The 2,459-nt window shown below is 66.8% G+C and carries 3 protein-coding genes; 2 read left to right on the forward strand and 1 reads right to left on the reverse strand.

Going from position 1 to position 2,459, the window contains the following annotated elements; translation table 11 throughout:
- Positions 1 to 243, reverse strand: a 243-nt coding sequence (locus AC1DYI_RS32695) for an AAA family ATPase (RefSeq protein WP_477208277.1), incomplete at its 3' end; no start/stop codon positions are given.
- A 45-nt stretch (positions 244 to 288) separates the two neighbouring features.
- Between AC1DYI_RS32695 and AC1DYI_RS32700 the strand changes: the two genes are divergently transcribed.
- Both AC1DYI_RS32700 and AC1DYI_RS32705 read left to right on the forward strand, forming a co-directional pair.
- Positions 289 to 1,224, forward strand: coding sequence for a histone deacetylase family protein (locus AC1DYI_RS32700; RefSeq protein WP_477208278.1), 936 nt, complete (start codon positions 289 to 291; stop codon positions 1,222 to 1,224).
- Positions 1,225 to 1,314: 90 nt separating this feature from the next.
- On the forward strand, positions 1,315 to 2,459 hold a 1,145-nt coding region (locus tag AC1DYI_RS32705), incomplete at its 3' end, for a mechanosensitive ion channel family protein (RefSeq protein WP_477208279.1).

A 2,459-nucleotide genomic window follows, 5' to 3' on the forward strand; every position in this document is an offset into this window, starting at 1 on the left:
GATCAGGTCGCTGGGCATCAGGTCGGCGGTGAACTGGGCACGCGCGAACTGCAGGCCGAGCGACACCGCCAGCGCATGCGCCAGCGTGGTCTTGCCGACGCCGGGCACGTCTTCAACCAGCAAGTGGCCGCCGGCCAACAGGCAAGCGATGCTGTCGTCGATCTGCTCGGCTTTGCCGACAATGATCGTGCTAATCTGATTCTTGAGCTGGCTCAAGCGCGTTTGCAGGGTGGCGCTCATCATGGTGAACCACGATAGCGCAGATTGATCGCATCACAGCTTGTCTGCATGACCACTGCCTACTTCTCGCACCCCGACTGCCGCGCCCATGACATGGGCCGCGGCCACCCGGAATGTCCGGCCCGGCTAGACGCCATTGAAGACCACCTGCTGGCCACTGGGCTGGACGTGGCGCTGACGCGCTTCGAGGCCCCGCTGGTGCGGCGCGAAGACCTCGCGTTGGCCCACACGACTGGCTTTGTGACGGAACTGTCCGAGTCCATGCAGCAGGCGTCCACCCTCGGCGAGCATCGCCCGATCGACCCGGACACGTCGATCGGCCCGGCCACCTGGCAGGCCGCCATGCGGGCCGCTGGGGCGGCCGTGGCGGCCACCGATGCGGTGATCGATGGTCGGGCCGAGAACGCGTTTTGCGCAATCCGCCCGCCGGGCCATCATGCGACTCGCTCACGCGCGATGGGCTTTTGCTTCTTCAACAACGTGGCGATCGCCGCGCGCTATGCGCTGGACGTGCGTGGCCTTCAGCGCGTGGCCATCGTCGATTTCGACGTGCACCACGGCAACGGCACCGAAGAYATCATCGCCAACGACGACCGGGTGCTGATGGCGAGCTTCTTCCAGGATCAGCTCTACCCTTACTCCGGTGGCGTGCCGCTCGGCACCAACATGGTCAACCTGCCGGTGCCGGCCTACACCCGGGGCCCGGAGATCCGCGAGCTGATCGAGGCCAACTGGATGCCGCGGCTCGAGGCGTTCAAGCCCCAGATGATCTTCATCTCGGCCGGCTTCGATGCGCACCGCGAAGACGAACTGGGCCAGCTTGGTCTCGTCGAGGCCGACTACGAGTGGATCACCCGCCGCCTGGTCGACGTGGCCGGGCGCCATGCACAGGGGCGCATCGTGTCCTGCCTGGAAGGTGGTTATGCGCTGAGCGCGCTGGCGCGCAGCGTCGCGGCGCACTTGCGGGTGCTGGCCGGCGTTTAACTCGCTTCGTGGTGGCGGTGCGCGGCCGGCAGGCGCGCGGGAACCCCCGCGCCGGGTGCCCACCGTTCGACGGCTGACACAATCGGCCGCATGACGAACTCTTCCATTCTCCCGGCCGTCACGCTGGACGAGCTGATCGCAGCGCTGTCGCATTCCAGTGCCTTGATCGAAGCCGCCGTGGTGCTGGTCTGCCTCGGGCTGGCCTGGCTGGTCGTGCGCCTGATCCGTGGGCGCGAAGTGCCGCCGCAGTCAGTCTGGTTCGGGCGGCAGATCGTCGACGGCGTGCTGTTCCCGGCCTTGGCGTTGGCACTGGCCTATGGCGCAAGGCGACTCTTGCCCGCGATGGGTGTGCCGCTGGCGCTGTTCAAGATCGTGATCCCGGTTCTGCTGTCGTTCGCGGTCATCCGACTGTCGGCGCGGGTGCTGACGGCGGCGTTCCCGAACTCGCGCGTGATGCGCCTGGCCGAACGGCTGATTTCGTGGCTGGCGTGGCTGGCCGTCGTCGGCTGGATCACCGGCCTGCTGCCGGTGGTGCTGGACGAGCTGGACGACATCCACTGGAAGCTGGGCGGCGCCAAGGTCTCGGTGCGCAACCTGATCGAAGGCGCCTTGTCGGCCGGCTTTGTGCTGGTGCTGGTCTTGTGGGTCTCGGCGGCGATCGAATCCCGGCTGCTGCGGGGCGCTTACGGCGAGGAGCTGTCACTGCGCAAGGCCGCGGCCAACGCGGTCCGCGCCGTCCTCACCTTCTTCGGTCTGTTGTTGGCGCTGACGGCGGTGGGTATCGACCTGACTGCGTTGTCGGTTCTCGGTGGTGCCGTCGGCGTGGGTATCGGCTTCGGCCTGCAGAAGCTGGCGGCCAATTACGTCAGCGGCTTCGTGATCCTGGCGGAGCGCTCTCTGCGCATCGGCGACATGGTGCGGGTTGATGGCTTCGAAGGCCGCATCACCGACATCGCCACGCGCTACACGGTGATTCGCGCATTGAACGGGCGCGAGGCCATCGTGCCGAACGAAATGCTGATCACCCAGCGGGTCGAGAACTCATCACTCGCCGACCCGAAGGTGCTGCTGACGACGCAGGTGCAGGTGGCTTACGGCACCGACCTGGACGTTCTGCGGCCGAAGATGATCGAAGCGATCAGCAGCGTCAAGCGGGTGATGCAGGACCCTGAGCCCGCGGTGCAGCTGTCCGCCTTCGCCTCCGACGGCCTGGAGCTGACGATCAGCTTCTGGAT

The organism is Ideonella sp. P3_A4 (assembly GCF_056403075.1).